This is a genomic window from Rhodococcus sp. D-46, assembly GCF_011290655.1.
GTDB lineage: Bacteria > Actinomycetota > Actinomycetes > Mycobacteriales > Mycobacteriaceae > Rhodococcus_F > Rhodococcus_F qingshengii.
This window is the reverse complement of the sequence record NZ_JAANTF010000001.1, coordinates 797,630-821,215: the sequence shown is the minus strand read 5'-3', so window position 1 is coordinate 821,215 and position 23,586 is coordinate 797,630. Positions and strand designations below refer to the sequence as shown.

Here is a 23,586-nt window from a genome sequence, read left to right as displayed (position 1 = left end):
CCTGCAGGCGTATTTCCCGCGGGCGATATCACACCAGCGATTGCCACCAGGCATCGCTGATCGTCCCGTTCGCCACCAGAACCGAGGGCCCCCGCAACGACCCTTTGCCGCCTTCGACGGTGACCTGCACCTCGCCACCGAGCACGCGCACCAGTACCGAGCCTTCATCGCGGCCGTCGTACCTCAGCGCCGCGGCCGCCGCTGCGACCGTTCCGGTTCCGCAGGAACGAGTCTCGCCCACACCACGCTCGTGTACGCGCATGTGGACCCCACCGTCGTGGATCGGCGTCACGATCTCGATGTTGACCCCGTGCGGGAAGAACCCGGGATCGAAGCCCGGAGAAACACTCAAATCGAGCGCACTCAAAACTTCTGCCGTCACGTGCTCGTCGACACACGCCAAATGCGGATTACCGACGTCGATGCCGACGCCGGCGAAGACGCGGCCGTCGATTGTTGCCGAACTGGTGCCGAGGTCCTTGATCGGGCCCATCGCCACAGTCACGTCACCATGTGTGGCGTCGTAGCCGTGCACCACGACCGGACGCGCTCCGGCGCGGCTGCCGACCACGAACTCGTCCTTGCTCTCCAAGCCCGAGGCCTTGAGATAGTGGGCGAATACGCGAACGCCGTTTCCGCACATCTCGGCGATGGAGCCGTCGCTGTTGCGGTAGTCCATGAACCAGTCTTCGGCAGCGACGCCGTCGGGCAGCGCACCGAGCACGCCCGCGTCCGCAAGTGCGCCTGCCCGGGCGACCCGAAGGATGCCGTCGGCGCCGAGGCCACGCTGACGATCACACAACGCTGAAACTCGCGCCGACTCGAGATCGATCCGAACGTCGAGGTCAGGGAGAACAACGAAGTCGTTCTGCGTGCCGTGGCCCTTACTGAAATCCATGGTCACCATCCTATCCGGACCTACCGAGCGACTTACGCAGGTGACGCGGTGACCACGACGTTCTGTTCGTACGTGAATCCAGACGGCAACGAGGGGTCGGGCACGGTTGCGCCGCCGCAGGTCACCAGGACAAGCCTGGGCGCACCGGATTCGGAGAAGAACTCCGCAGGCAAAGCCACCTTTTCGTACAACTTCAGGCTCGCTGCGTGATAGGTGAACATCGTTCCGGTGTCGTCACTGACATAGATCGGTGTTCCAGGCTTCATCTGGTGCAGCGCCCACAAGGCGCCGTGCGTGCGGTCACCGTCGTCGACGTGGCCGGCAACAAGATTGGTACCCTCCGAAGATCCGAACTGCACGCCGTTGGTGAAATGCGAAACCTTGTCAGGATGCGGAAGGATCATTCCGCGGTTGGCGCCGAACCCACTGGTCACGATGTCGGCTCGCACATCCAGATCGGGAATCGCGAGCGTGTTCGGCGGCAGATCCGTCGGCGCAGGCGCCCACGTCGCCCCTGGATCGGTTGGGGCTCCCACATCGAAGGGCGCTTCGGGAACAGGTGCGCTGATGGGCTTCCCGGCCGCACTCACCGCAAAGTAGATCAGTACCCCGCCGACCGTGAGAAATGTGACGAGCAGAAGAACCAGCGGTAGCCGACCCGCGCGTCGACGTTTCGGATGCGCGTGCGCCGCGGTCTGCGCCATGCTCGTTGACCTCCAGTTCATCGCTCGCGAAACCGATCGATCGCGAAATAGCTAACTGTAAGATAGCTGATCCGCTCGATCGTGTTACAGACCGCGATCTGCGAGCGCCGCGAAGGCGGAGTTGGGCAGCTCCGGATCGGCACCGTCGAGCCAGTGCACGCGTGCGTCACGACGGAACCATGATCGTTGGCGGCGAACGTAGCGCCGCGTCCCGATGAACGTCCGTTCGAGTGCTTCGGCCAGATCGTATTCACCGTCGAAATGTGCGAGCACCTGTGCGTAGCCGATGGCTCGCGGCGCGGTGACGCCATCACGCAATCCTTGCTCGACGAGCACGGCAACTTCGTCGACAAGTCCGTCTGAAAACATCAGCTCTGTTCGCAACCGAATCCGGGCGTCGAGTTCTTCCGTATCCCGATCCACGCCGAGAATGCGAGTTCCCCATCGAGGGTCACCGATCTGCGGCGCCGAGGCCGCGAACGGCAGACCTGTCAGCTCGACGACCTCGAGCGCCCGAACCATCCGCCGGCCGTCCGTCGGCAGTATCGACGCCGCCGCTACCGGATCAGCAGCAACAAGCGCCGTATGCACCGCACCGACCCCTCCTTCGGCGAGCACCGCCTCCCACTTCGCACGAACCTCGGGATCGGTTGCCGGAAAGGACCATTCGTCGAGCAAAGACTGGACGTACATCATGGATCCGCCGACGATCACCGGAACCTTGCCCGCCGCGATCAGATCCTCGGCGATCGCGATCGCGTCGCTTTGATAACGCGCGACGGTGGCGGTCTCCTTCACATCGAGAACGTCGAGCAGGTGATGCGGAATCCCACGGCGCTCGGCCGGTGTCAGTTTGGCGGTCCCGATATCCATGCCGCGATAGAGCTGCATCGCGTCGATGTTGATGATTTCACCGCCGAATTCCTCGGCCAGTGCCAACGCGAGATCGGACTTTCCCGACGCTGTCGGACCGACAACTGCGATCGGGCGAAGTTCTTCAGGGACGTTCACGGCCGCCACGTCCCGACGTGGTAACCGACGCCGAACGGCGCATCGCTGTAGTCGACCGTCGCGCGAGGATGGGCTGACCGAGACGAGCCAGTAAAGGCACCGGCCAGGACCTGCCACGCCGCGCGCCCCTGGGCTCCGACACTGCGGCAGAGCCGCGGGTCGAGAGCAAGAAGCGCCTCCGGGTCACCGGCCGTCAGGGCGTCGTCGATGGCCGACTGCACACCCGCGGCGCGCTCGTCGAAGCTTCCTGGCGCCTTTGCCGTCAGCGTGGACGCACCGTCAGCAACGATCAGAAGCCCTTGCGGTCGGTTGTCGCTGTCGAGTTGCTTGCGCAGCTGCTGCCCGAACTCACGACATTCATTCGCCGACGCCTTTGCACTGACGACGTGCATGTCGACGGTTATCTCCACGTCTGTTCGGCCACGCAACCAGCCGGCAACAAGGGCGCACAGTTCGAGAGATGGCACCGGTTCGCCTGCCGCATCCGCGTCCAGTGACGTCCGGACATCGGCGCCGAATCCAGCGAACGTACCGATCTGCCCACGTCCGACGCCCGATCGCCAGAGTTCGCCTGCTGCTTTCTCGGGTTCTGCATTCTCGGGGCCGACGCCGACGCCCACCCAGTGCACCGCCTCGTGAGCGAGCCGGCTCACGGCGGTTGTCGCTGCAGCACGCACCTGAGCGGACTCGGCCGAATCACCGGACAATTCCGGCACGAGTAACGGCGCCGAGGGGACGAGAACAGCGGAAGTCAACACAGTTGCCACGCTAGTCGACCCCGAGGTGGCGACCTCACACCCTCTTACCTGATTCAATAGTCGGAGAACGTGAGTACCGGGTTCAATGGAACCAGGAATGCGATCAGGCAGCCGTGACGCGCGGCAGAGACGAGGACCGATGACCGAGAACAGTGAACCCACCACCGGCGCCGACAGCAGTTCGGCCAGCCCGAGCCCGGCAGCACCCAAACCCGGCGCTCCCAAACCTGGTGGACCACGCCCCGGTGCGCCCCGCCCCGGAGCACCTCGCCCCGGACCAGCAGCCTCGCATGCCGTCACCGCCGCACCGGCCAGCGACCCGAGCAAGTTCGGACGCGTCGAGGAAGACGGAACCGCCTGGGTGAAGACCGCTGACGGTGAACGTCAGATCGGTTCGTGGCAGGCCGGCGACGCCACCGAGGGCCTCGCCCATTTCGGTCGTCGCTACGACGACCTCGCGACCGAGGTCTCGCTACTCGAGGCGCGACTGACGTCGGGCGCCGGAGACGCCAAGAAAACCAAGGCTGCCGCCATCGCTCTGTCCGAATCCCTCTCGACCGCTGCAGTAATCGGTGACCTCGACGCTTTGGCTCGCCGACTCGACGTGATCGTTGCCGGTTCCGACGAGGCCGCAGCGCACGCGAAGGAAGAGAAGGAACAGTCTCGCGCGGCAAGCACCGCCCGCAAGGAGGCCCTCGCAGTCGAGGCCGAGCAGATCGGCTCGGAGTCGACCCAGTGGAAGACCGCGGGTGATCGACTGCGCGAGATTCTCGACGAGTGGAAGACGATTCGCGGAATCGACCGCAAGGTCGACGACGCGCTGTGGAAGCGGTACTCCAAGGCTCGCGAGTCCTTCAACCGACGACGTGGAGCGCACTTCGCCGAACTCGACCGGGATCGTGCGAGCGCCCGTTCGACGAAGGAAGAACTGGTCGAGCGCGCCGAGAAGCTGTCGACCTCCACTGAATGGGGACAGACCGCCGGGGAATTCCGCGATCTGCTCAGCGAGTGGAAGGCTGCCGGCCGCGCACCGCGCGAGGCCGACGACAACCTGTGGAAGCGCTTCAAGGGCGCTCAGGACGTGTTCTTCGCCGCGCGCAACGCTGCTGCATCCGAGCGCGACGCCGAATTCGAGCAGAACGCAGTCGCGAAGGAAGAGCTGCTCGCTGCCAATGCGAACATCGATCCGGCGCACGGACTCGAGAACGCCCGCGCAGCGCTTCGCGACCTGCAGGAGAAGTGGGACGCGATCGGCAAGGTGCCGCGCGACCGAATGCAGGAACTCGAAGCGAAGCTCCGGGCCATCGAAACCAAGGTGCGCGACGCGGTCGACGCCGAGTGGCGTCGCACCGATCCGGAAGCACTTGCCCGGGTCGCGCAGTTCAAGGAGCGGGTGAGCCAGTTCGAGGAGCAGGCCGCCAAGGCTCAGGCTGCCGGCAAGACGAAGGACGCCGAGAAGGCTCTCGCTCAGGCCAAGCAGTGGCGTGAGTGGGCCGAAGCTGCCGAAAGCGCCGTCAACGAGTAATCGACGACGAGCTGTAAAGACAACAAAAACGCCGGCTGACTCCGAAAGGAGTCAGCCGGCGTTGTCTTGTGCTTTGGATGGACGGCCTGCTGTGTCAGCCGACGTTCCATTCCTGATGCTTCTCGGCTTCGGCCGCAGCGATCCGGCGTTGCTCCTCGGCAGCGAGCTGAATGTTGGTTCGTGTCCAGACCACCTTGAGCCAATGGAACGTCAAGAACACGACGGCAAACCATCCGATGATCAGCCCGATCGACGGTCCTGCCACATTGAAACCGGCGGGAATGGTCTGACGCGACCAGACGGCCATCATGCCGAGAGCGCTCGCCACGGCACTGCCGGCGAGTGCGACCCAGGCCAGACTCCAACGCCGCGTGACCAGCGCGAGCATCGAGAATCCGATGCCGAAGATGACGACGAACCACACGAACAAGCGTGAGAACAGTGCAATCCGTTCGGTTTCCGCGTCCTGGTTGTACGCGAGCACATCCCAGCCGTTCGCAACTCCCGCATGGGGCAGTGCAAGGGTGCCGACCAGCACGAGCACCGCAACCGCGACAACCATGGCGCGCACACCCGGATCGATTTCTCCCGCGACCTTGCGTTCCGCGTCGTCGAGATCCTTGCGGTAGCCCTCGAAGGCGTCGTCGCCCGGCTGTGGTGTCGTGTTCTCGTGTTGCGAGGTCATGCGTTGCATCCCATCTGGACGGGTTGTGGGGCCGGGGCACCGATCTTCGGTAGTCCGAGACCTACGCCGATGGGCGGGGTCTTGGGTGTGATGCCCTTTTCGAACGAATCACCGGCGCGGGTCCGACGGTGCGTGAGCACTCCGTCATCTGCCACGAGGTGATGAGGGGCTCCGTGGGTGACGACGACCGTCACCACGTCACCGGGTCGGATTGTGCCGTCGAGGTTTCCCTCGGGGCGGAAATGCACCAGGCGACCGTCTCGCGCGCGACCACTGAGACGTTGAGTCGCCGCGTTCTTCCGACCCTCCCCCGCTGCCACCAAGAGTTCGACCTCGGTGCCGACGAGCTTGCGATTCTCCTCGATGTTCACTTCTTCCTGAACGGCGAGCAATCGCATGTAGCGTTCCTGGACAACCTCTTTGGGAAGCTGATCGGCCATCTCCGCCGCCGGCGTGCCCGGGCGCTTGGAGTACTGGAAGGTGTAGGCGTTGGAGAATCGCGCCTTACGCACGACGTCCAGCGTCTCCTCGAAATCCTCCTCCGTCTCCCCCGGGAACCCGACGATGATGTCCGTGGTGATGGCGGCGTGCGGCATTGCGGCGCGCACCTTCTCGATGATCCCGAGGTACTTCGACTTGCGGTACGAGCGCTTCATCGCTTTGAGAACCTTGTCCGAACCGGACTGCAACGGCATGTGCAGCTGCGGGCAGACGTTGGGAGTGGTTGCCATCGCTTCGATGACGTCGTCAGTGAATTCTGCCGGGTGCGGCGATGTGAACCTCACCCGTTCGAGGCCGTCGATGTGTCCACATGCCTTCAAGAGGGAGGCGAAGGCTCCGCGATCGCGCGGTTGTTCCGGATCGGCGAACGACACGCCGTAGGCATTGACGTTCTGTCCGAGCAGGGTTACTTCCGAGACACCCTCGTCGACGAGTGCCTGCACCTCGGCCAGAATGTCGCCGGGACGTCGATCCACTTCCTTGCCACGCAGGGCCGGAACGATGCAGAACGTACACGTGTTGTTGCAGCCCACCGAGATGGAAACCCAACCTGCATAAGCAGATTCGCGCTTGGCTGGCAGTGTCGACGGAAACGCCTCGAGTGCGTCGAGGATTTCGACCTCGGCGCGCTGATTGTGACGCGCACGATCGAGCAGCGCGGGCAGCGAGCCGATGTTGTGAGTGCCGAAGACGACATCGACGAACGGCGCCTTCTTGACGACGGTGTCACGATCCTTCTGCGCCAGGCACCCGCCGACCGCGATCTGCATGTCGGGGTTCGCCTCCTTGTTCGGGGCGAGCTGGCTGAGGTTGCCGTACAACTTGTTGTCCGCGTTCTCGCGGACCGCACACGTGTTGAAGACGACAAGATCAGGATCGGTTCCGGTCTCCGCCTTCGAATACCCGGCGTCCTCGAGCAGACCGGACAGTCGCTCGGAATCGTGGACGTTCATCTGACAGCCGTACGTCCGCACCTCGTAGGTGCGAACAGACTTCGCAGTCGGCTCCGGAACTGCAGTCGGCTCCGGAAGTGCAGGGGACATTTCGTCGATCAGTGACACGCTTCAGCCTAGCTCACGTCCACTACGACGTGTAATAACGCCCTGATAAACAGCCGAAACGCGACATAAACGTCGTCACAGTAAAATTTCCATTACATATGGCAAGAACCATGGCGAAATCACGGGCGTCGACGCAAACTACGCCTAAGGTTCTCGTTTATGACCCAAGCCGACGATGCGACGACGCCGACCACCTCCGGCGATTCCACATCCATGATTTCGATGACCTCGGTGAACAAACACTTCGGGGAACTTCACGTCCTGCAAGAGGTCAATCTCGAAGTACCCAAGGGCCAAGTGGTGATCGTCCTTGGTCCGTCGGGCTCCGGTAAGTCGACTCTGTGCCGCACCATCAATCGCCTGGAACCCATCGACTCGGGCACCATCGCCGTCGACGGCAAGACGCTCCCCGAGGAGGGCAAAGCACTTGCCGCACTTCGTGCCGACGTCGGGATGGTCTTTCAGTCCTTCAACCTGTTCGCACACAAGACGATCCTCGAGAACGTCATGCTCGCACCGATGAAGGTCCGCAAGGCGAAGAAGGACGAAGCCAAGAAGACGGCGCAGGCATTGCTCGAGCGCGTCGGTATCGCCAATCAGGCCGACAAGTACCCGGCGCAGCTTTCCGGCGGTCAGCAACAGCGTGTCGCGATTGCTCGCGCTCTTGCGATGCAGCCGAAGGTGATGTTGTTCGACGAGCCCACCTCCGCTCTCGATCCCGAGATGGTCAACGAGGTCCTCGACGTCATGACTTCCCTCGCCAAGGAAGGCATGACCATGCTCGTGGTCACGCACGAGATGGGATTCGCCCGCAAAGCCGGCGATCGTGTGCTGTTCATGGCTGACGGCCAGGTCGTCGAAGACACCACGCCCGAAGAGTTCTTCACCCATCCCAAGTCGGATCGGGCCAAGGACTTCCTCGGCAAGATCCTCACGCACTGATTACAGTCTCCCCTCCGACAGTCCTGTCCTCGTCCACAAGACAACTTGCTCGACTGCACCGTTCACCTCGGCTGCACCGTTCATCTCGACTGCACTGTTCGTGTGTCGACAACTGAGAGGATCTTCATGAAGATCAATCGTTCCGTCCGTTTCGGAATCGGAATCATGGCCATCGCGTTCGCTGCCACGGCCTGTGGCGGCGGCGAGGAGAACAAGTCGATCACCGAGAGCGCTTCCGACGGCACTCTCACCGTCGGCATCAAGTTCGATCAGCCCGGCCTCGGTCAGCGCAACCCTGACGGCACCTTCTCCGGCTTCGACGTCGAGGTAGCCCGTTACATCGCAAACGAACTGGGCGTAAAGCCCGAAGGCATCACCTTCAAGGAATCTCCGTCAGCCCAGCGCGAGACCCTGATCCAGAACGGCGAGGTCGACTACATCGTCGCGACGTACTCGATCACCGACACGCGCAAGGAAAAGGTCAGCTTCGGCGGCCCGTACTTCATCGCAGGCCAGTCGCTGCTCGTTCGCTCCGACAACACCGACATCACCGGCCCCGATTCCCTGACCGGCGGCAAGAAGCTCTGCTCGGTGTCGGGTTCGACTCCGGCGCAGAACATCCAGGACAACTACGCCAAGGATGTCCAGCTCCAGCCGCTCGACACGTACTCCGCTTGTGTCGAGGCTCTGCGTAACGGCGCTGTCGACGCTGTCACCACCGACGACATCATCCTCGCCGGCTACGCTGCCCAGTACCCGGGCGAGCTGAAGGTAGTCGGAGAACCGTTCACGACCGAAAAGTACGGCGTCGGCCTGGCCAAGGACGATTCCGAGGGTCGCGGCAAGATCAACGACGCCATCGAGAAGATGATCTCCACCGGCGCATGGGAAGAAGCCTTCAACAACACCGTTGGCGCTTCGGGCTACCCCATCCCGGCACCGCCCACCGTTGATCGTTACTGACCTGCTTTTTTCACCGTCAATCTCGCTGCGGCTCCCCACTTCGGGAGCCGCAGCGCGTGACGCCACCAACGGAGATCCCGTGATCTGGGGAGACGGCAAGTGAACCTTCTGAGCAAGTACGGCGACCAGATTCTGGAAGCCTTCTGGACCACGATCCAGCTGACGTTCTTCTCCGCGATCGGCGCCGTCATCATCGGTGTCCTGATTGCGGCAATGCGCGTGTCACCGGTCCCGGTCGCCCGATTCCTGGGTACCGCGTACGTGACCGTGTTCCGAAACACCCCCCTGACACTGATTCTGCTGTTCTGCCTGTTCGGTCTTTCGCAGACGCTCGGAGTCAACCTCGCCAAGTCGGACTCACCGACGTTCTTGACAGACAACAACTTCCGACTCGCCGTACTCGGCCTCAGTGTCTACACCGCCGCGTTCGTGTGTGAGTCACTTCGATCGGGAATCAATACCGTTCCGGTCGGCCAGGCCGAAGCGGGCCGATCACTCGGTCTGTCGTTTGCACAAAATCTTCGGCTGATCGTCCTGCCTCAGGCTTTTCGCGCGGTCACAGCACCGCTGGGTAGCGTGCTGATCGCACTGACCAAGAACTCGACCATCGCCGCGGTGATCGGCGTTTCCGAAGCGTCAGCGCTGATGAAGAAGATGATCGAGAACGAAGCCGCGATCTTCGTCGTCGGTGGAATCTTCGCTGTCGGTTTCGTGATCCTGACACTTCCCATGGGCTTGATCTTCGGCAAGCTGAGCAAGCGATTCGAGGTTTCACGATGAGCAACCGCGCAACAGTTCTCTACGACGCGCCCGGTCCGAGAGCGCGAAATCTCTACCGATTCGCGTCCCTTGTCGTCGCCGCACTCATGGTGGCAATCGGGTACGTCGTCTACCGCGCGCTCGACGAAAAGGGCCAGCTGACAGCAGCGAAGTGGGATCCGTTCCTCGAATCCACCTCGTGGACAACGTATCTGATACCCGGTATCCGAGGGACGTTGATCGCGGCTGCGATGTCCATCGTCTTCGCGCTCATCCTCGGTTCTGCCCTGGGTATCGGTCGACTCTCCGAGCACAACATCATTCGGAAGATCTGCGGCGTCATCGTCGAATTGTTCCGCGCGGTACCGGTGCTGATTCTGATGATCTTCTCGTATCAGGTGTTTGCCGAATACGAAGTCTTCAAGTCGAAGTACCTCGCACTCGCCGCAGTCGTGGTGGGCTTGACCCTGTACAACGGTTCCGTGATCGCCGAGATCGTCCGCGCCGGAATCAACTCACTCCCCCGTGGGCAAAGTGAGGCCGCCAAGGCACTTGGCATGCGCAAGACGCAGATCATGGTGACAATCCTGCTCCCCCAAGCGGTTACCGCCATGCTCCCGGCCCTGATCTCGCAGATGGTCGTGGCGCTGAAGGACTCCGCCCTCGGTTACCTGATCGGGTATGTCGAGTTGGTGCGTCAGGCCCAACAGCTCGGCACCTTCTACGGAAACTTCTTGCCGGCGCTCATCGTGGTCGCAGCGATCATGATCGCTCTCAACTCGGCTCTGACCTTCCTGGCAACCAAGGTGGAGAAGCGCCTGCGTTCGGGAAAGCGAAAGGGCAAGGGCCCCATCGCGGCGCCGTCCGCCGACCCCGCCGTTTCGGTTCCGGGCATGGACTTGACCAAGCCGTGAATCAGATGGAGCCGTGAGTCGAATCCAGCCGCGTTAGCGCGAATACACAACAGGGCGGGGGTACCACCGAATTTCGGTGGTACCCCCGCCCTTTTGTTCTGAATGCTGCACTTCGCTACGAGTCGGTGACCGCCGCCATCTCGGCTTTGACCACCTCGTAGGACATCCCCGCTGAATATCCCTTGCGTGCCAGCATCGAGACCAGTCGACGCGTGGCCTTGTCGCGATCATCGACGGGCTTGTTCTTCAGCTTCCGCCGAACCAGCTCCGCTGCTCGCTCGCGTTCATCTTCCGGATCGATCTGTGACAACGCTTCGGAAGCGGTGTCCTGGTCGATTCCTTTGAGCCGCAACTCGACTGCAAGCGCACGCTTTCCCTTGCCCGAGTACGTATGCCGCGAATGAACCCACTGGTTCGCGAAGTCCGCGTCGTCGATCAACCCGATTTCCTGGAGTCGATCGAGGACCTTGGCAATGATCTCGGGCTCGAAGCCGCGCCCGCTCAGCTTGGTTTCCAGCTCGGAACGACTGCGCGCCCGGTCGGTCAGGAGGCGTAGGCAAGCATCTTTGGCCTGCGCCTCCGTCCCACCTTCTGCGCGTTGCGACGGCTTCTCGGATCGTTGACGGGATCGACGCCGAGGAGCGCCGTACTCTTCACGAGCATTCTCGCCGTTGTCGCCGTCGTCGAAGCTCATGACTGAACTCAGAAGTCGGCGGGAGCTTCGTCGGTTGCAGTGACGTCAGCACCGATACCGAGCTTTTCCTTGATCTTCTTCTCGATCTCGTCGCGGATATCGGTGTTCTCCAGCAAGAACTTACGAGCATTTTCCTTGCCCTGACCCAACTGGTCACCTTCGTAGGTGTACCAGGAGCCGGACTTGCGGATGAACCCGTGCTCGACACCCATGTCGATGAGCGAGCCTTCCTTGCTGATGCCCTGGCCGTAGAGAATGTCGAACTCGGCCTGCTTGAACGGCGGCGCGACCTTGTTCTTGACGACCTTGACGCGAGTGCGGTTACCCACTGCGTCGGTACCGTCCTTGAGAGTTTCGATACGACGGATGTCGAGGCGGACCGAAGCGTAGAACTTCAGTGCCTTACCACCGGTGGTGGTTTCGGGAGAACCGAACATCACACCGATCTTCTCGCGAAGCTGGTTGATGAAGATGACGGTGGTGCCCGAGTTGTTCATGGCACCGGTGATCTTGCGCAGCGCCTGGCTCATCAGTCGAGCCTGCAAACCGACGTGGCTGTCACCCATCTCGCCTTCGATCTCGGCGCGAGGAACAAGAGCGGCCACGGAGTCGATCACGACGATGTCGAGGGCGCCTGAACGGATCAGCATGTCGGTGATTTCGAGGGCCTGCTCACCCGTATCGGGCTGCGAGACCAGGAGTGCATCGGTATCGACGCCCAGCTTGGCTGCATAGTCGGGATCGAGTGCGTGCTCCGCGTCGATGAACGCCGCGATGCCGCCGTTGGCCTGAGCATTGGCAACTGCGTGCAGTGCCACGGTGGTCTTACCCGAGGACTCCGGGCCGTAGATCTCGATGACGCGGCCACGCGGCAGTCCGCCGATACCCAGCGCGACGTCGAGCGCGATGGAACCGGTGGGAATGACGGCGATGGGCTGGCGGACACCCTCACCCAGGCGCATCACCGAACCCTTGCCGAAGTTCTTGTCGATCTGCGCCAACGCGAGGTCGAGTGCCTTGTCCCGATCAGGTGCCTGTGGTGCCATCGTGATCCCCATCCTTGTTTCAGTCTTCAGTGCCTGCCTGAGCAGACTCCGTCTCTTCAGCGCCTGCCTGAGCCGACCCTGTTGGTGTGTTGCGATCAGAGTAGATCCGGCCACCGACAGACTTTTCGATCTTGCTTTAGCGCTTGTCGATCACTGTGCTTTGTCGATAACCGAAAGTTCGCAGTTACGAAAGGAGCGTCACCACCGAACAGCTTCAGCATAGACGAACACGTGTTCGAACAGAAGATGGGAGACGTTCGACACGCCGAAGAATCAGCGGCGGGCGGGTGGTACGTCGAACTCCACACAGAGCGCACGCCACACCTCGCGAGGCTCCCAGCCTGCTTCGACGGCCTCCGCGGCAGTCATTCCGTCGAGACTCTGGAGTACATGGTCGATCAGCATCGAGTCGCCTCGTACCTGCCCGAACTCTTCGCGCACCATTTCATGAAATTCGGTCAACCGCACAGCCGCCACCGTAGTCCACAGAGCGGTGCACCTGCATTCAGGCGCAACGTGCTCACGCCGTCACACCACCGTTGACCACCTGTCGGCACACCGCCACCGGATCGGTGACCTGCGACGCAGTCGCGGCAGCCGCTCTCGCAGCTTCCGCGAATCGTTTGTCGGAGAGCACCTGCAGTACGGCATCGCGAATCGACTGAGCATCTGCGGGCCGCACGATCACCGACGTCCCTGCCCGCGCAGCGCGATTGGCCAACTCCCACTGGTCCCCGCCCCCGGGAACGACGACCGTCGGCACGCCGGCCAGCAGGGCCTTCGCCAACATGCCGTGCCCGCCGCCACATACCAACACCGACGCGTCACGCAGCATCGCGTCCTGGCGTCCGAGACCTGCACGAACCCAATCAGGATGCTCACCTTCAGCCCCGTCGAGCATCGACGCGATCAGCCGCACACCGGCTCCGCCGAGTCCTTCGACCGTGCCCTCGAACATTCCCACTGCGCCGGTGTGCGCCGTGGAGGGCGCCACCATAACCAGCGGTTCGTCACCTGGCGGTGGATCCAGAATCACCTCGGTCGGCTCCCACAGAAGCGGTCCGACGACGTGAGCGCGCTCCGGCCAGTCGGGGCGAGGCACTTCGAGTGCCGGAAGTGTTGCGATCAGCCGCGCTTGCGGACCGGGATCCAGAGCGGGCAGTCCGACACCGACACGGGCCTGGGATCGCTGAGCCAACCCTTGCTTGATCGAACGTCCCGTCGCTGCGCGCATCAGGGTATCGCGGAGTCGACCACGAATTCCGACGCCGGGAGCGAGCCCACTGCCGATCGGCGGCAACCCCCGTGAAGGTGAGTACAGCGGGTGAGGCGAGAGTTCCACCCAGGGGATGCCAAGTCTTTCGGCGGCCAATCCGCCTCCGGCAGTGAGGATGTCGGAAACGACGAGATCCGGGGAGACGGACTTCAGGTCGGGAAGCAGTTCGGTGGAAATATAGGCGGCGCGCGAATGAATCCGAGCGCCTGCATCAAGATCGTCGTCTCCCGGCCGCGGGGCCAAGCCCTTGAGCGGCTCGGCTTCCACGCCGGCTGCTCGCGCTGCCTCGACCCACCGGGTCCCCGTGTACAGGATCGGTTCGTCGCCGGCCTGGATCAACGCCAGCGACAACGCTATTGCGGGAAAAGCATGACCCGGGTCCGGCCCGGCAACAACGGCTACACGCACCGGATCAGAGTGTCACACCGAGTGAAAGGCCTGTTCCGCCGCACCCAGTGCGCGTTCGCGATCCGAAGCCACCAATCCGATTCTCGTCCTGCGATCGAGGACGTCGTCGACGTCGAGGGCGCCTTCATGCGACACCGCGAAATCGAACTCGGCACCGCAGATCTCCAAGTCCGCAACCGACCGGAGACGATCGCCGCTCGCCGCGGCAACGACCTCGGCCTCGGTGCCGTATCGCGCCACCAATGACGCGGGTGCCTTGATCTTCTTCAATTCCGCCGGTGATGCAGCGCCTACCAGCGGCAACGCACGTGTCCGACACGCCCCGGCGCTCAGCGACCCGACCTCGACCGCAGCGTCGACGGCGTCTTCGGCCATCTTGCGGTACGTCGTGAGTTTTCCGCCTACCACCGTGACCAAGCCCGAGTCCGAACGGACTACAGCGTGATTGCGCGAGAGGTCGGCCGTCGAGCCTTCACCGGTGTCCAGCAGCGGACGCAGACCCGCGAAGGTCCCCAAGACGTCCCCACGGGTCAGCGGAACTTCCAACGCCGTGTTCACGGTGTCGAGCAGGAAGCCGATCTCGTCCTCGGACGCCGTCGGTACGTCAGGCACCGGTCCCGGCGCTGCTTCGTCGGTCAACCCGAGGTAGATCCGGCCGAGCTGGGCGGGCAGGGCGAAGACGAAACGGTTGGTCTCGCCGGGAATCGGCACGGTCAGTGCTGCCGTGGGGTTCCCCAATCGCGCTGCATCGAGCACCAGGTGCGTCCCGCGGCTGGGGCGCAGGGTGATGCTGGAGTCGACCTGATCAGCCCAGACACCGGTCGCATTGACCACGACGCGGGCACGCATCAAGAACTCGGACCCGGTCAACTCGTCACGCAAGGTGGCCGACGTTCCGGATACGTCGTATGCACCGACGCGGGTCAGGATTCGCGCGCCGTGCGACGCTGCGGTTCTGGCGATACCGACGACGAGGCGGGCGTCGTCGATGAGCTGCCCGTCGAACGCGGTCAAGGCGCCTCGTAGGTTTTCCCGCTTGACCGCGGGAGCCAATTCGCGCGCTCGAGCAGCGCTGACCGTCCGCGATCTGGGCAGCACCGAAGCCGGGGTTCGCGCCGACATGCGCAGAGCGTCACCAGCCAGGAAACCGGTACGCACCAGGGCCTTCCCAAAGAACGACGTTTCGGGCAACAGCGGTACGAGTTGGGGCATGGCGCGAACGAGGTGCGGCGCGGTGCGCGTCATGAGAATGCCGCGCTCGACCGCACTTTCACGCGCTATACCGACATTGCCGGAAGCCAGGTACCGAAGGCCGCCGTGTGCGAGTTTCGAACTCCAGCGGCTGGTGCCGAACGCGAGGTCGTGCTTTTCGACCAGCGCAACACTGAGCCCACGAGTCACGGCGTCGAGAGCGACACCGACACCGGTGATTCCGCCGCCGATCACCAGGACGTCGACCGAATCGCCGTTCGCCAACTGCTCGAGTTCACGAGTACGCCGTTGTGCGTTGAGCGCTGAATCGCTGCCTGCTGAATCTAGGGGGCTCACAGCTATTCTCCCGAATTCTTGACGGGTGCCAGATAAGCAGCGACCGCATATCGAAGTTGCTCGACCGACGCATCGGAGGAAAGCTCCGGCTCGAGAGTCGGGGCAGAAATGACGACGGACTGAGCCATCAATAGAACCATCGCCGCGATCTCGTTGACGCTTCCCTCGCGAATCGAACCATCCTGTTGGCCGGCCGCGACAACGGATGTGATCAGCTCGAGAATCGACTTCTGGCTCGCGCCGAGCCGGTCCACGATGTAGGTCGTCAGCAATTCTTGATCGGCTTGCCGAATTTTCACGAAGAGCGGATGGTCGCGAATCTGGCCGACGACGTCACCGATCGCCTCCACGAGCAACGTGCCGGCAGACCCGTTGAAGGTCACCTCGGGCAGCACCGATCGGATCTCCCGGGTGAGCAGGTCCGCGACGACAGCTCGCGTGTCCGGCCATCGCCGGTAGACCGTCGGTCGGCTCACGCCGGCGCGACGCGAGATCTCGGCAAGTGTGGTTCGCTGCATTCCGAAATCGAGGACACACGACCTTGCTGCGTCGAGAATCACGTCGTCGATCTCGCGGCTGGGGATGCGCTGACCATCTGCCTTGCGAGGGGCAAATGAGTCATCTGCGTTACGGATTACCATCGTGTGTAACACAATACCGGACAAGTCACCGGTAATCCCGTCGGGACTTGCGATTTCTCTCGCTCAGAGATCATCAGAAATAGTACAACTCGAAACCAACTGCTCGCTCGGCGTCGAAACCAGGCTTCGGTCCGCTGACCATGTCGATCTGTGCGCGCGCCTGTTCCCGGATCGGCGTGGAACTCAGCGCCGCCAGATATCGCGCATGTTCCGCGAGCGAATCCACGGCGCGATCGACCGTCGACGTCACGTCGACGCAGTGTGTGGGAGTCATCGTATTGACCGCAACCCACCGAACACCGGGCCACGGCGCCAGTCCCTGCGCCGTCAACGAGGGAAAGATCCATTCGTTTGCTGCGTCGGCAGTTGCGTCGAGAACGCTGATCCCGAGTGCACGGTGATCTGCGCTGTTCAGATAGCCGGGGCCCCAGGTGTGGGAGAAGTTCATCGTCACCACCAATTCCGGACGGTGGCGGCGAATTGCTGCGGCGAGAGTCGAGCGCAACTCCAAGCCTTCCGCGAGACGACCGTCGGGCAGGCCGAGGAACTCCACCTCACCGACACCGACGATCGCGGCCGAGCGACGCTCTTCTTCCTCGCGGATCGGGCCGGACTCTTCGGGCGACAGACCGGCGATTCCGGCCTCGCCGCGCGTGGCCAGGACATATCGCACGTCTTTGCCGCGATCGGTCCACTGCGCCACTGCTGCTGCTGCGCCGTATTCGATGTCATCGGGATGCGCCACGATGACAATCGCGCGCTGCCAGTCCTCGGGGAAGTTTTCCATAGGGCAGATCTTGCCCGTCAGAACCGCGAAGCGGGCGAATTGTCGTCACTTCCCGACATCGCCTTCACCAGGAAGTAGATTCCGAAGCCGACAGCGCCGACCACCAGAACCCAGAAAAGCCCCTTGATCAGCGCACCGACCACCGCGAGTGCGACCCACACCAGTACGACGGCCAAAACGATCTTCCAAAACATGCTTACCTCCAACGTGCCGTTGAATAATCAGTCGAATCGGACAGGTGCTGCGTCGTCCGTAGAACCAGCCTGACAGGTCTGGCGTGACAAAGCAGCAGCTCAGCGGCAAGTTCAGGTAAAGATCAGGGTTCACCCCGAGACCGGCCCTCACGCAGGTCAGGTGTCCAACCCATGGGAGCTTGCTCCTGGCGTAAACTCGCGAAGTTCGATCCCGTATGCCGAAGGAGCACGTCCGCAGTGTCTACGACCCGTTTCCCCGCTCGCGATCTCGCGCATGTAGCCGTCTTCGCCGCACTCATCATCGCGCTGGGCCTACCCGGGTCGATCAACATCGGCATTTCCGGCGTGCCGATCACCCTTCAGTCCATGGGCGTCATGATGGCCGGCGCTCTACTCGGACCGCGCAAGGGTGTTCTCGCCGTCCTGACGGTCATTGCTCTGGGATTGGTCGGTCTACCGGTCCTTGCCGGCGGTCGCACCGCACTCGTGTCTCTATCGAGCCCGACAGCCGGATTCCTCATCGGTTGGATCCCGACGGCATTTGTCATCGGATGGCTGACCGCCAAGATGCTGCCCAAGTACCGGATCATCGCGGGCATCGGCATCAACCTTCTCGGCGGCGTCGTCGTTCTCTACGCGTTCGGCATCGTTGGAATGATGGTCCGCGGACACATGAGCTTCGTTGCCGCATGGTCGGCCAACGCCGCCTTCATCCCGCTCGACGCCGCAAAAGCAGTCGTCACCGCGTTGGTCGCGTCCCAGGTACACCGGGCATACCCGGCACTACTGCGCGACTCGGTGATCTCGTCGAACAAGACCGTGGTGGCGAATTAATCTCCGATGAGTGAGATCGTCTTCGAGAACGTCGGACACAGCTTCGGTGAACGAACGGTCCTGCAGCAGATAGATCTGCGACTGAGCGAGCAGCGAATCGGAATCGTGGGTGCGAACGGAAGCGGCAAGTCGACGCTCGCTCGCATGATCAACGGACTGGTCGTTCCAACGGAAGGACACGTCCACGTCAACGGCTTGGACACGGCGAAGAAGGGCCGCGACGTACGCAAGCAGGTCGGATTCGTCTTCACCGATCCCAACCACCAGATCGTGATGCCGACGGTTGCCGAGGACATCGAATTCTCGCTCCGCCGTAGCGGATTGGGCAAAGCCGAGCGCGCCGCAAAGGTGGCCTCGGTGCTCGAACGCTACGGCCTCGCCGGGCACGCCGACCATCCCACCCACCAGCTTTCGGGCGGGCAGAAACAGCTCCTCGCGCTCGCGGCCATCATGGTGACGGAACCGAACGTACTCGTCGCCGACGAACCCACCACGCTCCTCGACCTTCGCAACTCTCGGCTGATCAGCTCGGTATTCGAGTCACTCGATCAGCAACTGATCGTCGTGACCCACCAACTCGATCTCCTCGAGTCCTTCGAACGGGTGTTGGTCGTCGACCAAGGCCGCGTCGTCGCTGACGGCTCCCCCGCCGACTCCATCGATCACTACCGGTCGTTGGTCTCGTGACCACTCTCGGCGTCTACCGTCCGGGCCGCTCACTCCTGCACCGGATGCCGACGGGGATCAAGCTCTTCGCCTTGGTCGTGGCCATCCTCGCCGTCTCGATCTTCGTGCGCGAGCCGTGGCAACTGGCAGCTCCCACGATCGTCGTTGTGGCCCTGTACGCGATTGCGCGCATTCCTCCGATGACTGCGATCCGGCAGCTGCGTCCGGCGCTGTGGATGTTGCTCTTCATCGGGGCGTTCCAGCTGATAGTCGCGGGATGGCAGCGAGCGGCCGTCGTGTGCGGGGTTCTGATCATTTCGATCGCCTTCGCGGCGATCATGGGTCTGACCACACGGATCTCCGAGATGCTCGACGCGATCACCCGGTTCCTGACACCCTTGCGACGCTTCGGCGTCAATCCCGAACGGATCGCTTTGCTCCTCGCAATGACGATCCGGTGCATCCCGCTGATGTTCGAGGTCATCACACAGGTGTCCGAGGCACGCAAGGCGCGAGGGCTCGGATTCTCGCTGCGATCCTTCGCAGTTCCGGTCATCGTCGGCACCCTGATGACCGCTGACGCAATGGGTGAAGCATTGGCGGCCCGCGGCGCCGACGACTGAGATTTCGAACAGGTGCATCGATCAGGCGCGAGGACCGATCAGTTGTACTTGCGGGTGATGTCGTCCACCTCACCGATGGCGTCGGCAAGCGCCGAGAGTCGCTCGGCGGCCGCGTGCAGCGCCGAGAGTTCTCGGTTGAATCCCACCAGAGCCGAAGGGCTGTGAGGCGCTGTCAATGCAGCTGTGGAGGTCACCAGATCCTCGTACTGATCCAACCCCGACTGCAACTCACGAACTGCGCCGTCGATGGTGGGATCAAGAGGTTCGGTCACCTTGGGTGTAGCGGCCACGGCGCGTTCCATCGCGACGACATCCGAAGACACCGCGAACATCGCTCTCAATGCCGAATCGGCGGTAACAGTGATTTCGTCCAACTCACCGGGGTCGATGGTGTCGGCGCGCCTGAGCACACTCAAGATCTCGAACAACGAAGTCTCGGCGCCGATGAGGCGAGACATCGGGATGAACGCGCGAGACGACGACGGTGGCAAGCGCCGGCGAATCGGCGCCGACGGCGGTGGGCCGGAACTCATCGAACGGTAACGGCCGACCGCGATGACGGCGGGAACCGCGAACAGTGCCGCTCCCCCGCCTGCCACGACCACCGACCACTCGGGGGCCGACGCAACAGCAAGGCCGGCCGTGCCGACCACTGATCCGCCGGACATGAAACCCCAACGCTGAGCGCGTCGACGTGCACGGGCACGTTTGCGCTCGAATTTGGCGCGCGGGTCTTGCCACCGCCGAGCGGCATCCGCCGCAGACAGTCCGACCTCGCGCAATGTGTCCGCGGTGCGTCCCAACGCTCCGAAGGCGCCGGATACGGAAACGGGAACGGTCGACCGGGGCTCGCGCCCAGGTCGACCGTCTCGTGAAGAAAACATCAGAGCATCACTGCCGACATCGAGGATTCGGCTACTGCCCGGTCTGACCGGCAGCCGGGGGCTGCTTCTCGACGGACGGCGTCGCAGGAGTGGCAGCTGAGCCGCCGGAAGGCAGTGCCTCGCCCTTCATGGAGGCACGAATCTGCTCGAGGCGACTGTGCCCTGCCATCTGGACCGAGGCCTGCTGGACCTCCATCATGCGGCCTTGAACGGAGTTCTGGGCGAGCTCGGCAGAGCCGAGTGCGTCGGCGTAACGCCGCTCGATCTTGTCGCGCACAGCATCGAGGCTGGGGGTGTTGCCGGGAGCCGACAGCGTGCTGTCCATGGACCGAAGGGACTCGCTCACGCGCTCCTGCATCTTGGCCTGCTCCAGCTGGCTGAGCAGCTTGGTGCGCTCGGCAACCTTTGCCTGCAGAGTCATCGCGTTCTGCTCGACAGCCTTCTTGGCCTGAGCGGCGGCCTGCAAGGACTGGTCGTGCAGTGCCTTCAGATCTTCGACGCCCTGCTCGGCCGTCACCAACTGGGCCGCAAAAGCTTCGGCAGCGTTGGTGTACTGGATCGCCTTGTCGTTGTCGCCGGCAGCAGCGGCCTGATCGGCGAGGTTGACGGCCTGGCGCGCGTTGGCGTTGAGCTTTTCGACCTCGTCGAGTTGACGGCTGAGCTTCATCTCGAGTTGACGCTGATTACCGATCACCGACGCAGCCTGCTGGGACAACGCCTGATGCTGGCGCTGTGCGTCCTCGATCGCCTGCTGAATCTGAACCTTTGGATCTGCCTTCTCATCGATCTTCGAATTGAAGAGCGCCATCAGGTACTTCCAGCCCTTGACGAAAGGATTAGCCATTGGTTTGATCCTGCCTCCATCTGATGCGCCGCGCCGAACGCGACCCGGAGCGCGACCGTCGCGCACCGAAACAAGGGCTGCGCCCTATCTGCTCTGACCCCACCTGCTGGAAACCGGCGGTTACGTACAAAATCTATCGGTTACGGCCGGTAGTGGCTACGCCGCCGCCAACCTTCGAGCGTTCGGTGCCGGAATCACGACGCGGGTATCGCGTGCGATTGTCGGCGAACCGGAAGCCGAGACCGAACCGGAAGCCGACACGGCGGGTTCGGCGACCTGTCGACCAGCTACCGGAGCGCTCTTCTTCGTGGCCAGGGTCTCGCTCACGTCGACCAGCACGTCGGACAGTGGGACTGCGAGCGCATCACAGATCGCCGCCAACAGTTCGCTCGATGCTTCCTTACGTCCACGTTCCACTTCGGACAGATAGCCCAAGCTCACACGCGCGCTGTTCGACACCTCACGTAGCGTGCGGCTCTGCGAAACGCGCGTACGCCGGAGACTGTCACCGATTGCCTCACGCAATAGCAGCGCCATCTCGCTCCTCCTTCATCCGTGACCTCATCGTGCATGGTCGTACGTCTTCACAATCGTCAACGTCCGAACACATCCGATTGGTTCCCGAGCCTATCGTGCCGCACGCTCTGCGACACGATCACGTAACCGCGACACGGCAGTTGCGACCGCGGTTGTCCGAATCTCCCACCGTTCGCCGCCGAGCGCGAGCGGTACGCATTCGGTTCCGTCCGGGCCGGCGATACCGAGAAACACCGTTCCGACCGGGTGTCCGTCCTGCTCACTCGGACCGGCGACTCCGGTCAGTCCGATACCCCAGTCGGCGCCGCACCTCGTCCGGGCGCCGAGCGCCAATGCCACGGCGGTGCTCTCGGACACGGGGCCGTCCGTTGCCAGACGCTCAGGATCCACGCCCGCCAGCGTCGCTTTCAAGTCGGTCGCGTACACGACCAGGCCCCCACGCAGCACCGCGCTCGACCCTGGCACGGACGCGACCGCAGCCGTGAACAAGCCAGCCGTCAGAGATTCGGCGGCGGCGACAGTATGCCTCGCGGCGCCAAGGGCGTCGACGAGTTCGACCACTCCGAGTGCGAGCAGCGGGTCCGTCATGACTCGACTGCGCGAACTCCGGCGCGAAGCCTGATCGCCTGCACGATGTATTCGATTCCCGTCGCCACCGTCAGCACGACGGCAGCAGCCATCAGCAATCCGCTGACGATGTCCCAACTGCTCGGCAGCGGGCAGAGGTAGAACCCGATCGCGACGGCCTGCACGAGGGTCTTGAGCTTGCCGCCCTTGCCCGCCGGGATGACCGCGTGCCGCAGTACCGCGAACCGCAACAGCGTGATTCCGAGTTCTCTGGCGATGATCACTCCGGTCACCCACCACGACAGGTCACCGAGAACCGAAAGACCGATCAGCGCGGCGCCGATCAGTGCCTTGTCCGCGATCGGGTCCATGAGTTTGCCGAAATCGGTGACCAGACCGTACTTCCGAGCCAATTGGCCGTCGATCCGATCCGTGATCGCGGCGACGATGAACACGCCCATTGCCCCGAGACGCCACCACGTCGAGTGTCCGCCGTCGACGAACAGAACAACGAGAAAAACCGGAACGAGAACCATTCGGACCATCGTGAGAATGTTCGCGATGTTCAGCAACGGAACCGGGTTGTCCGCGACAGGTGTGCCGTCGGACGGGCCGACGGCGGCGCGATGGGCGTCGGTCTGATCGCGCGGGGTACTCATCGGATCACCGCACAGGCGGTGAGCCGAACCCGGGACAAAGCCGAGCGGCGCGGGAATTGCGTGGGGCGGACAGGCACGCGACTTAGAATATCGGTAGGGCCATTGACTAATGTGCACCACATGACTTCGACCGCGCCGACCTATACCGAGAGCCAGTTGATCGTGCGTCGCGCGCGAACGTCGGACATCCCCGAAATCAAGCGTCTGATCGACATCTACGCCGGCAAGATCCTCCTCGAGAAGAATCTCGTGACGCTGTACGAGGCAGTCCAGGAGTTCTGGGTCGCCGAGCGAGGCGGCCAGGTAATCGCTTGCGGCGCACTGCATGTGCTGTGGGCGGACCTGGGTGAGATCCGCACCGTCGCAGTCGATCCGACTGCCAAAGGCCAGGGCGCAGGTTTCCACGTCGTCGACAAACTCATCGAGGTCGCCAAGGAATTGGAGTTGGAACGGTTGTTCGTTTTGACGTTCGAGACCGAGTTCTTCCACCGTCACGGATTCGCGGAGATCGACGGCACCCCCGTCACCGCCGAGGTCTATGCGGAAATGTGTCGGTCCTACGACGCCGGCGTCGCCGAGTTCCTCGATCTGAGCTATGTGAAACCCAACACACTCGGCAATACTCGCATGCTCCTGACTCTCTGAACCGTTCAGACT

At 63.0% G+C, this 23,586-nt stretch carries 28 protein-coding genes; 9 read left to right on the top strand and 19 right to left on the bottom strand.

What is annotated here, in order from left to right:
• Positions 1 to 28: 28 nt before the first annotated feature.
• The 4 genes from dapF to G9U53_RS03925 all read right to left on the bottom strand — a co-directional run bounded on the left by dapF (position 29) and on the right by G9U53_RS03925 (position 3,371).
• Complete coding sequence (gene dapF / locus G9U53_RS03940) at positions 29 to 898, bottom strand: diaminopimelate epimerase (protein ID WP_054188586.1); 870 nt, start codon at positions 896 to 898, stop codon at positions 29 to 31.
• A 32-nt stretch (positions 899 to 930) separates the two neighbouring features.
• Positions 931 to 1,602: a class F sortase gene (locus G9U53_RS03935; protein ID WP_003942243.1), complete on the bottom strand. Its 672-nt coding sequence runs from the start codon at positions 1,600 to 1,602 to the stop codon at positions 931 to 933.
• Positions 1,603 to 1,686: 84 nt separating this feature from the next.
• The gene (gene miaA / locus G9U53_RS03930) at positions 1,687 to 2,622 is read right to left on the bottom strand and encodes a tRNA (adenosine(37)-N6)-dimethylallyltransferase MiaA (RefSeq protein WP_007735177.1); all 936 of its coding nucleotides are present in this window, start codon (positions 2,620 to 2,622) and stop codon (positions 1,687 to 1,689) included.
• The gene (locus G9U53_RS03925; RefSeq protein ID WP_075833047.1) at positions 2,610 to 3,371 is read right to left on the bottom strand and encodes a class III extradiol dioxygenase subunit B-like domain-containing protein; all 762 of its coding nucleotides are present in this window, start codon (positions 3,369 to 3,371) and stop codon (positions 2,610 to 2,612) included. The genes miaA and G9U53_RS03925 overlap by 13 nt, the downstream gene beginning before the upstream one ends.
• Before the next feature lie 139 nt (positions 3,372 to 3,510).
• Between G9U53_RS03925 and G9U53_RS03920 the strand changes: the two genes are divergently transcribed.
• Complete coding sequence (locus tag G9U53_RS03920; protein WP_003942193.1) at positions 3,511 to 4,896, top strand: DUF349 domain-containing protein; 1,386 nt, start codon at positions 3,511 to 3,513, stop codon at positions 4,894 to 4,896.
• A 94-nt stretch (positions 4,897 to 4,990) separates the two neighbouring features.
• Here the strand turns inward: G9U53_RS03920 and G9U53_RS03915 are convergent, their stop codons facing one another.
• A complete protein-coding gene (locus G9U53_RS03915; protein ID WP_003942155.1) occupies positions 4,991 to 5,581 on the bottom strand; it encodes a hypothetical protein in 591 nt (196 codons plus the stop codon).
• On the bottom strand, positions 5,578 to 7,125 hold the full coding sequence (gene miaB / locus G9U53_RS03910; protein WP_047271495.1) for a tRNA (N6-isopentenyl adenosine(37)-C2)-methylthiotransferase MiaB: 1,548 nt from the start codon (positions 7,123 to 7,125) through the stop codon (positions 5,578 to 5,580). The genes G9U53_RS03915 and miaB overlap by 4 nt, the downstream gene beginning before the upstream one ends.
• A gap of 231 nt (positions 7,126 to 7,356) precedes the next feature.
• Between miaB and gluA the strand changes: the two genes are divergently transcribed.
• The 4 genes from gluA to G9U53_RS03890 all read left to right on the top strand — a co-directional run bounded on the left by gluA (position 7,357) and on the right by G9U53_RS03890 (position 10,721).
• A complete protein-coding gene (gluA, locus tag G9U53_RS03905; RefSeq protein WP_007735175.1) occupies positions 7,357 to 8,085 on the top strand; it encodes a glutamate ABC transporter ATP-binding protein GluA in 729 nt (242 codons plus the stop codon).
• A gap of 126 nt (positions 8,086 to 8,211) precedes the next feature.
• On the top strand, positions 8,212 to 9,048 hold the full coding sequence (locus G9U53_RS03900; RefSeq protein ID WP_020907523.1) for a glutamate ABC transporter substrate-binding protein: 837 nt from the start codon (positions 8,212 to 8,214) through the stop codon (positions 9,046 to 9,048).
• A 99-nt stretch (positions 9,049 to 9,147) separates the two neighbouring features.
• A complete protein-coding gene (locus G9U53_RS03895) occupies positions 9,148 to 9,828 on the top strand; it encodes an amino acid ABC transporter permease (RefSeq protein ID WP_019748198.1) in 681 nt (226 codons plus the stop codon).
• Entirely contained in the window at positions 9,825 to 10,721 is an 897-nt protein-coding gene (locus tag G9U53_RS03890) for an amino acid ABC transporter permease (protein WP_054188531.1), read from the top strand. The genes G9U53_RS03895 and G9U53_RS03890 overlap by 4 nt, the downstream gene beginning before the upstream one ends.
• A 115-nt stretch (positions 10,722 to 10,836) precedes the next feature.
• On the opposite strand, the gene recX is transcribed toward G9U53_RS03890, so the two are convergent.
• The 8 genes from recX to G9U53_RS03850 all read right to left on the bottom strand — a co-directional run bounded on the left by recX (position 10,837) and on the right by G9U53_RS03850 (position 17,315).
• Entirely contained in the window at positions 10,837 to 11,415 is a 579-nt protein-coding gene (gene recX / locus G9U53_RS03885) for a recombination regulator RecX (protein WP_050655795.1), read from the bottom strand.
• A gap of 8 nt (positions 11,416 to 11,423) precedes the next feature.
• A complete protein-coding gene (recA, locus tag G9U53_RS03880) occupies positions 11,424 to 12,461 on the bottom strand; it encodes a recombinase RecA (protein WP_007735170.1) in 1,038 nt (345 codons plus the stop codon).
• A gap of 273 nt (positions 12,462 to 12,734) precedes the next feature.
• Positions 12,735 to 12,929 (bottom strand): DUF3046 domain-containing protein, encoded by a 195-nt coding sequence (locus tag G9U53_RS03875; RefSeq protein WP_003942185.1) that lies wholly within the window; start codon positions 12,927 to 12,929, stop codon positions 12,735 to 12,737.
• Positions 12,930 to 12,981: 52 nt separating this feature from the next.
• Positions 12,982 to 14,145, bottom strand: coding sequence for a nucleotide disphospho-sugar-binding domain-containing protein (locus tag G9U53_RS03870; protein ID WP_042450679.1), 1,164 nt, complete (start codon positions 14,143 to 14,145; stop codon positions 12,982 to 12,984).
• Between the two features lie 12 nt (positions 14,146 to 14,157).
• Positions 14,158 to 15,693 (bottom strand): glycerol-3-phosphate dehydrogenase/oxidase, encoded by a 1,536-nt coding sequence (locus tag G9U53_RS03865; protein ID WP_058226267.1) that lies wholly within the window; start codon positions 15,691 to 15,693, stop codon positions 14,158 to 14,160.
• A gap of 2 nt (positions 15,694 to 15,695) precedes the next feature.
• Positions 15,696 to 16,334 (bottom strand): TetR/AcrR family transcriptional regulator, encoded by a 639-nt coding sequence (locus G9U53_RS03860; protein ID WP_050655792.1) that lies wholly within the window; start codon positions 16,332 to 16,334, stop codon positions 15,696 to 15,698.
• A 73-nt stretch (positions 16,335 to 16,407) separates the two neighbouring features.
• A complete protein-coding gene (locus G9U53_RS03855) occupies positions 16,408 to 17,121 on the bottom strand; it encodes a PIG-L deacetylase family protein (protein WP_050655791.1) in 714 nt (237 codons plus the stop codon).
• Positions 17,122 to 17,138: 17 nt separating this feature from the next.
• Positions 17,139 to 17,315 carry a hypothetical protein gene (locus tag G9U53_RS03850; RefSeq protein ID WP_003942133.1) on the bottom strand — a complete coding sequence of 59 codons (177 nt, stop codon included), beginning with the start codon at positions 17,313 to 17,315 and terminating at the stop codon, positions 17,139 to 17,141.
• A gap of 237 nt (positions 17,316 to 17,552) precedes the next feature.
• Here G9U53_RS03850 and G9U53_RS03845 point away from each other — a divergent pair, with 237 nt between their 5' ends.
• From G9U53_RS03845 to G9U53_RS03835, 3 genes are read left to right on the top strand one after another with little or no spacing between them, the layout of a single operon-like run.
• Positions 17,553 to 18,149, top strand: coding sequence for a biotin transporter BioY (locus G9U53_RS03845; protein WP_007735162.1), 597 nt, complete (start codon positions 17,553 to 17,555; stop codon positions 18,147 to 18,149).
• Between the two features lie 6 nt (positions 18,150 to 18,155).
• The gene (locus G9U53_RS03840) at positions 18,156 to 18,836 is read left to right on the top strand and encodes an ABC transporter ATP-binding protein (protein ID WP_007735161.1); all 681 of its coding nucleotides are present in this window, start codon (positions 18,156 to 18,158) and stop codon (positions 18,834 to 18,836) included.
• Positions 18,833 to 19,438, top strand: coding sequence for an energy-coupling factor transporter transmembrane protein EcfT (locus G9U53_RS03835; protein ID WP_042450682.1), 606 nt, complete (start codon positions 18,833 to 18,835; stop codon positions 19,436 to 19,438). The genes G9U53_RS03840 and G9U53_RS03835 overlap by 4 nt, the downstream gene beginning before the upstream one ends.
• Positions 19,439 to 19,476: 38 nt before the next feature.
• Here the strand turns inward: G9U53_RS03835 and G9U53_RS03830 are convergent, their stop codons facing one another.
• The 5 genes from G9U53_RS03830 to pgsA form a co-directional block, all read right to left on the bottom strand.
• Complete coding sequence (locus G9U53_RS03830; RefSeq protein WP_234551380.1) at positions 19,477 to 20,322, bottom strand: hypothetical protein; 846 nt, start codon at positions 20,320 to 20,322, stop codon at positions 19,477 to 19,479.
• Positions 20,323 to 20,353: 31 nt separating this feature from the next.
• Positions 20,354 to 21,166, bottom strand: a complete 813-nt coding sequence (pspA, locus tag G9U53_RS03825; protein WP_054188533.1) for a phage shock protein PspA — start codon at positions 21,164 to 21,166, stop codon at positions 20,354 to 20,356.
• A gap of 156 nt (positions 21,167 to 21,322) precedes the next feature.
• Complete coding sequence (locus tag G9U53_RS03820) at positions 21,323 to 21,703, bottom strand: helix-turn-helix transcriptional regulator (RefSeq protein ID WP_003942191.1); 381 nt, start codon at positions 21,701 to 21,703, stop codon at positions 21,323 to 21,325.
• 90 nt (positions 21,704 to 21,793) lie between these two features.
• On the bottom strand, positions 21,794 to 22,291 hold the full coding sequence (locus tag G9U53_RS03815) for a CinA family protein (RefSeq protein WP_030535560.1): 498 nt from the start codon (positions 22,289 to 22,291) through the stop codon (positions 21,794 to 21,796).
• Positions 22,288 to 22,929 carry a CDP-diacylglycerol--glycerol-3-phosphate 3-phosphatidyltransferase gene (pgsA, locus tag G9U53_RS03810; protein WP_003942125.1) on the bottom strand — a complete coding sequence of 214 codons (642 nt, stop codon included), beginning with the start codon at positions 22,927 to 22,929 and terminating at the stop codon, positions 22,288 to 22,290. The genes G9U53_RS03815 and pgsA overlap by 4 nt, the downstream gene beginning before the upstream one ends.
• A 120-nt stretch (positions 22,930 to 23,049) precedes the next feature.
• Here pgsA and G9U53_RS03805 point away from each other — a divergent pair, with 120 nt between their 5' ends.
• The gene (locus G9U53_RS03805; protein WP_007735157.1) at positions 23,050 to 23,574 is read left to right on the top strand and encodes an amino-acid N-acetyltransferase; all 525 of its coding nucleotides are present in this window, start codon (positions 23,050 to 23,052) and stop codon (positions 23,572 to 23,574) included.
• The last annotated feature ends 12 nt before the right edge of the window (positions 23,575 to 23,586 follow it).

Coding starts and splice junctions, on each gene's coding strand:
- recX (WP_050655795.1), bottom strand. CDS start 11,415: ATGAGCTTCGACGACGGCGACAACGGCGAGAATGCTCGTGAAGAGTAC.
- G9U53_RS03855 (WP_050655791.1), bottom strand. CDS start 17,121: ATGGAAAACTTCCCCGAGGACTGGCAGCGCGCGATTGTCATCGTGGCG.
- G9U53_RS03920 (WP_003942193.1), top strand. CDS start 3,511: ATGACCGAGAACAGTGAACCCACCACCGGCGCCGACAGCAGTTCGGCC.
- G9U53_RS03805 (WP_007735157.1), top strand. CDS start 23,050: ATGACTTCGACCGCGCCGACCTATACCGAGAGCCAGTTGATCGTGCGT.
- gluA (WP_007735175.1), top strand. CDS start 7,357: ATGATTTCGATGACCTCGGTGAACAAACACTTCGGGGAACTTCACGTC.
- G9U53_RS03935 (WP_003942243.1), bottom strand. CDS start 1,602: ATGGCGCAGACCGCGGCGCACGCGCATCCGAAACGTCGACGCGCGGGT.
- pgsA (WP_003942125.1), bottom strand. CDS start 22,929: ATGAGTACCCCGCGCGATCAGACCGACGCCCATCGCGCCGCCGTCGGC.
- G9U53_RS03915 (WP_003942155.1), bottom strand. CDS start 5,581: ATGACCTCGCAACACGAGAACACGACACCACAGCCGGGCGACGACGCC.
- G9U53_RS03815 (WP_030535560.1), bottom strand. CDS start 22,291: ATGACGGACCCGCTGCTCGCACTCGGAGTGGTCGAACTCGTCGACGCC.
- pspA (WP_054188533.1), bottom strand. CDS start 21,166: ATGGCTAATCCTTTCGTCAAGGGCTGGAAGTACCTGATGGCGCTCTTC.
- G9U53_RS03820 (WP_003942191.1), bottom strand. CDS start 21,703: ATGGCGCTGCTATTGCGTGAGGCAATCGGTGACAGTCTCCGGCGTACG.
- recA (WP_007735170.1), bottom strand. CDS start 12,461: ATGGCACCACAGGCACCTGATCGGGACAAGGCACTCGACCTCGCGTTG.
- G9U53_RS03890 (WP_054188531.1), top strand. CDS start 9,825: ATGAGCAACCGCGCAACAGTTCTCTACGACGCGCCCGGTCCGAGAGCG.
- G9U53_RS03850 (WP_003942133.1), bottom strand. CDS start 17,315: ATGTTTTGGAAGATCGTTTTGGCCGTCGTACTGGTGTGGGTCGCACTC.
- G9U53_RS03840 (WP_007735161.1), top strand. CDS start 18,156: ATGAGTGAGATCGTCTTCGAGAACGTCGGACACAGCTTCGGTGAACGA.
- G9U53_RS03900 (WP_020907523.1), top strand. CDS start 8,212: ATGAAGATCAATCGTTCCGTCCGTTTCGGAATCGGAATCATGGCCATC.
- miaB (WP_047271495.1), bottom strand. CDS start 7,125: ATGTCCCCTGCACTTCCGGAGCCGACTGCAGTTCCGGAGCCGACTGCG.
- dapF (WP_054188586.1), bottom strand. CDS start 898: ATGGATTTCAGTAAGGGCCACGGCACGCAGAACGACTTCGTTGTTCTC.
- G9U53_RS03830 (WP_234551380.1), bottom strand. CDS start 20,322: ATGTTTTCTTCACGAGACGGTCGACCTGGGCGCGAGCCCCGGTCGACC.
- G9U53_RS03860 (WP_050655792.1), bottom strand. CDS start 16,334: ATGGTAATCCGTAACGCAGATGACTCATTTGCCCCTCGCAAGGCAGAT.